This window comes from Alteriqipengyuania lutimaris, assembly GCF_003363135.1.
Lineage (GTDB): Bacteria > Pseudomonadota > Alphaproteobacteria > Sphingomonadales > Sphingomonadaceae > Alteriqipengyuania > Alteriqipengyuania lutimaris.
In genome coordinates this window covers 1-5,733 of record NZ_QRBB01000004.1, presented here as the reverse complement: position 1 = coordinate 5,733, position 5,733 = coordinate 1, and the positions used below count along the sequence as shown (strand labels likewise).

Sequence of the window (5,733 nt, the reverse complement as noted above, 5' to 3'; positions counted from 1 at the left end):
AAATAATACATAGTAACTACAACATTTCTTTTAAAATCAAATAAATTCCCTATCTCTTATCTTATACAACAACATAAGGATTAATTAAATTTTTGAAACACACCTCGAAGGAATAGTTACACGTAAATTGACGATATCAGTCTTCCTGCTGAAATCTGGACTCACTCCCTTCCTGACAAGTTTCGTATAATGGTCAGCAGTTGGTCCAGGTGGGAAGCATACAAATGCCTCGGTCTTCGTGGTGTGAGATTCCTCGCGACATAGAGGAGCGCATTCTGTCAGGGCCAACTTACTGATACATTGTTTTCCGTTATGGGTCACTATTCTGTGAAGATGCATGTGGCAGTTCCGTGAGGGTTGTTGTGCGCGATGGAGCTTGTTTTCACCTCTGGGAAGAGCGGATTCATTTGATTCCGAACTTGAGCTCGAAGTGGAATTGGATTTGGACGACGAAGAGGAAGATGAAGACGAAGACGAAGACGATGAGGAAGAAGATGAATCGTCATCAATATCATACGGTCTGATGCCAGATTTCTCAGCGTGGCGATGGTTGGTCAAGTTGACGAGCTGGACGTCCTCTCTCACGCAAATGTTTTCATCTCTTAATCGTGACCTGTCCAAATCCCTTACGAGTGTATAGGCAAGGATTAGGTCCTCAACATCTCTCACGTGGCAGTTTTGCGGTGCCTTGAAGTCTGTGGATGGTTCGCCGTCGAATGTGCCACACAGACCTCTGACTTGGTTGCGATAATGGTTGCCGGCGTGCAACATGACTCTCTCTCCATCATAAACAAACACCAAGCTATCGTTCAGTAGATCTAAATGCAGAGCTTTGCTGGGTAGTGCATATGCTACTGCAATCAATTCATGCTTATAGTGGATAAATGCAGGACTTCTTTCGTATTCGATAACTTTATCATTCATTTTCAGCTCTGGAGACGATGAAGAATCGCGAGGCTGTTTCATTTCGAATTTCACTTCATCTCCACGGAGGACTTTCAGCACCATCTTGCTGTGGGCCTGTTTCGCTGAAACAGACACCTGCTTGTAGATCTTGCTTCTCGGTTTATGAAACATCACTTCGACCCAGTCATTCAGCATATCGTGCTCGTAAGTTCTGTTATCAAATGTGTTCACCTTGGAGTAGTCGACGACGCAGGTAGGTTCGTAATATTGTGGGAAAGCAGTTTTGGCAACCTGAGATAGTAGTGGATATCTCGGATTTAGACTGAACAGAGCTCTTGCGTATTTGTTGTACACGCGAACGTCGGTGAATTCCACGTTCAAAATCGGTGCCTTCACAGACACATTTACAGCATTTATTTCCTCATTGAACTGGACTTGCACCTCTACAGAGTCCGTCTTGCGTTCATCAGGATAGACGTTCTCCGTAATGTATGGGAAGAAATAATGTCTCAGGTAGCTATATGCCTTGTATGTCCTGTTCCTGCATTTTTCTGACAGATTTTCGTATTTAACTTTGAAAAAGTATTTATCAAGTTTGCTGGCTTCTTCGGTGACGTTGCGGCAAGCAGGGAGAAGGTAATTTTTGTTGTTCTGTTGTGCGGAACACAACTGCGCCATATCGCTTTCTGCAACGAATTTCTTTCGCTCGTCCGTACGCTCAAATTTGCCCTGGAAATATACTTTAGACTTTTTCTCTGGAGTATCACCGAAGTGTACCTCACATTGAATTTTAGAAGTAGGGTCGAATTCCAGTGCTTTACGATAGTCGATTACAGGCACTTGTGGCATCGTTACATTCACCCTTACGTGAGCGTATTGATGTTTTCTTTCTGCATCATTACTATGTGCCCTCAACATAGTGCTGATGTGTTCGTTCACTTGCGAAGAAGCCAACGCTCCTTCTACCTCATACTTGGAGTACACATTTTCTTCTCCCTTGAACGCCACTGAGACTGAGGCATAATAGAGTCTTCCAGCTCGTACTGCAGGAAGAACTATGTCGTACAGTTCTTCTCGTTGGGTCTCAGTGTCGGACACTTCTAGGTTCTCCAGTGGCGCACGTTCCTCGTGTCTGCTTCTCCTGTGCTTTCTCGATGCACTTCTGGGTCTTCTGATCTTGGAGTGCTGACGCGTTTCCTCCTCTTCTTCGGGCTGTGTGTAACGGTTGTCATAACTGGCTTTAAGCTGAACCGTCTTTGCAGGGCTATTATGAGAGTCGAAGTACAATTTGAAGTCATAATAGAAAACAGGTTGAGCTTCCCAGCCATAGTAGAATGCCACATTAGGGTAATGGAGGAAGTAATTGCTACTAAACCACTTGTAGTCGAAGAACTGTTGATCTGTTTCGAAGTTGTAGTGATACACCATTCCAACGCTCTTACCAAAGTTGCCCTCGTACGCTTTACTTGGACGCACGCGTATGTAACTAGTATGCTCAGCTTCCACATACGGTACCAAGGATTTGATGTCGTGCACGGTGGTGAATGGAATACCTCTTGCTTCCGCCACTTTGAAATTATCTTCATAATATGGCTTGAAATCTGCCGCCACTTTATTCTTATCCAAGTTCACATGTACACTTACGTTCAATGGAATTTGGATCATATGTTTTCTCTGAATACCTGTTACATACTCCTTCTTGTTAAATGGAGCCACAACTCCCATGTGACTATGCATGTCGAAGGAATATACAAATGAGACATCTGAAGTAACGTTGAAGATCCTGGGGAACTTATGTGGTTTACCATGATCGTATGGTTTCAATGGCATGATAAATGTCTTAGCTGTAAGTTTCACAAGTGTTGGTCTCTTGAATGTGAAGAAGAACGGAACGCCCATAACGTTAGGATAGCCAACTTTCAATTCCATTCTGTTGTACAACTTATTAATATTCGTAATTTGTGGTTTCTTGAAGTATTTTTTCAGCTCTTCTCTAAATTCAAATGAGGTTTTGTTTAATGTAAAAAATCTCTGAGCGCCGAAGTAGTCGTAATGTACATTTCCTTCCAGCGGATCGACATTCTCTTCCTCCATTTCCAATAAATTTGCAATTTCTCTCAAGTCCCAGATATCATCGTCTTCTGCATACTTTGAATTTTCAAGCTCATCCTGACTGTCATCTTTCTTAAACTGTTGTCTGATGAAGTCGATTACATCTCTTACACTTGACACTGCTCCCCCAAACTTAGCTTGATCATCTCTGTCACCGTCAATGATATTGACCAGCTTATAGAAGACTGACTTGGGCATGAAACTGTCTCGACTTCCGATTTGATTGTATAAGCGCGAATAACCAACGTCAATCTCTCTCCTGTAGTTGTTGAGGATGAAACTCTTGGAATATGAATCATCATAAGGCTTAGAACTAAGGATTTTGACTGCTGCCTGAGCATTTTTGGCTGTCTCTTTTTTGTACGGTCCCTCAACTTTTGCAGCAGATCGAATGGCTGATTGGACGGCGGAAACTACTTGATGATTCTTGTCGAACTTCGTGTATTCGGCGAGTCTCTGGAAGAGTTCAGCCGATACATCTGTCTTCATCAAGAGATATAAGGCGGCGACACGGATTTCTTGGGTCTCTCCAACGTTCTCGAATAGCCTCAGTAAGATATATTGAGCGACACTAGGTTGTGTTTTGACAAACTCGTCCAGACAAAATACCATAGTGACACGCTCATGTGTACTAACGGATTCTCTTCCGACTAGGTAAGGTTCAAAATGCCTTATGATGTCGGCGTGTCCTGTGTTACCTAGAGCACGGGTATACACTTGGATTTTATGGCTATCTTTATCCTTTACGGCATTCTTCAGTTTATTTGCGAAATACTCTATGTACTCTTTAACTCTGGCGGAGAAATTCTTAGGAACCATGCGACCGAAGACGTGTACTGGATATCGTCGAACAGCTTCACTGTCCACAACGGCGAGACGGAGTAGTTTCGAGAAGGCGAGCACTGCTGAGCTATTAAGATACTTCTCACCATGCACTACTGGGTCCTTAACCATTTCAAAGAAATAGGCAATGTAGTTGTCAGTTGGTGTGTCGGCTGCGTGTGGAATAACTGCCACAACCTTTGCAGCTTCCTCGTCTTTTATGTACTCCTTCCGAATCCAAGTATGTACCATCTTAAGAGCGGCGGGTGTTCCGGCCTGAGCTACGCTATCACGGTAGGCTTTCCATGCGTCCAGTTTGGATTCATCTCCATTGTCTGCGCGTTCTACACGGTAGTACAGTCTCTTTGTTGCTTCTTCAAGTTGTGAGAAACTAGCTGCCCTTACTAGGTTAGTCAAGATGGAAAATCTGGAAAGTATATTCTTCTTAACCATTGTATCTGGCTCTTGTAATTCGGAGCTGATGGTCCTGGCGAGCAACACAATTTTTTCAGGATCAACCTCATCAATTTTACTTCCTTGATTTCCAACGAAGTATGGCATGAATGGTATGTTGGGTGCATTTTCAATGTGTGGCCTAGGTAGTAGATATTCTTCGCTGCTGCTACTGCTACTGCTACTGCTACTGTCGTTGTACATATTGATGCTTCGTTTACTATTTTGTAATGAACGTCGCGATCTGGAGTTGCGTGGTTGAGACTCGGTAGTTGAAGCACGGGGGTGTTTCTTAGAATCCCGCATCTCCTCACTGCTCCTGCTGCTGCTGCTACTGCTGCTGCTGCTCCTATGTCTGCTATTAGCAGCATTTTCTTCGCTACTACTGCTGCTGCTGCTACTGCTGCTATCTGAGTTACTTTCTAGAGCATATGCCGAATCTCGTTGCGAAGGTTCTCCTGTTTCAGCACTATATCTGTATACGAGATCTCCAACGTCCTTTGGTGGCCTCGGAGGTGGAATATGTTGCTGAGATTTGATTTCTTCCAATGTGACATTCATGCGACTTACGGATATTCCCTGTTGGCTGTTAAAGAGTTCAGGTTTCAGGACTACCTCATGAAAAGTGACAGAAGACCTAATGGTGAATCTTCCTGTTTCTTTGTTGCGAGAGACGATGGTGCGAGTCTGTTGGGAGCGAGACATGAATCCAGCCTTGTTTTGTGCAGGGAACACGTTATGGAAGTTATAAAATCCATGGACATAAGACGGCAGCTTCTTGCAGTCGGTGAAGTTTTGCGTCTTCATGACTTGCAGTACATTCACGTTTTCCTCCTCTATTTCCACCAGTGGTTGGGGAAGCATATTAAATTTTGTGATTGGTGTGATGTCATAAAGAACTTCGCAGCGTCCAGTTACCGAACTTTCATGAACTTTGAAGATCTTTCGGAGACGATCCTCTTGCTCGTCTCTTGGGTCGGGTCCCACCTCTTTCAAATTAACCTGAATCTGACTCAGGACTCCTTTGATCATGTTGGTTTCCCAAACAGGAGTATCTTCTGTCACTATGAGTTTATTGAACTGAAACTCATTACCCACGTGAACCTCGAAGGGCTTGTTCTTCATGCCAACCCTCTCCCAGTTACTTTCACGTTCTTCGAACTTCTGGTCCCAGCCATCAGGCAACATCCGGTGCACTGTCATGTGATACGTGTCTTTGAGCTGTCCGCGGAGTACAGAGGGTGTGTGAGGTTCAATTACAAGTTTTCCCTTGAAGCGGAATCCGCTGTACTGATTTGCGACCTCGTGTAAGGCCGTGAGAGTTCGTCCACGTACGTGGTACTCGTACCGCTTGCCGGGTTCCCATCCATCCAAGGCGGCCGCGGACACAGCCAGCAGACAGCAGAGGAGCGTCTTCCACATCATCTTGCTGGACTTGTG

General features: G+C 44.3%; 1 protein-coding gene. It reads right to left on the bottom strand.

Going from position 1 to position 5,733, the window contains the following annotated elements:
- Nucleotides 1-84 precede the first annotated feature (84 nt).
- A complete protein-coding gene (locus DL238_RS15775; RefSeq protein WP_147291040.1) occupies nt 85-5,718 on the bottom strand; it encodes an open beta-sheet domain-containing protein in 5,634 nt (1,877 codons plus the stop codon).
- Nucleotides 5,719-5,733 lie beyond the last annotated feature (15 nt).

What these genes read in the sequence shown, in the direction of transcription:
- DL238_RS15775 (WP_147291040.1), bottom strand. Translation starts at nt 5,718, where the DNA reads ATGATGTGGAAGACGCTCCTCTGCTGTCTGCTGGCTGTGTCCGCGGCC.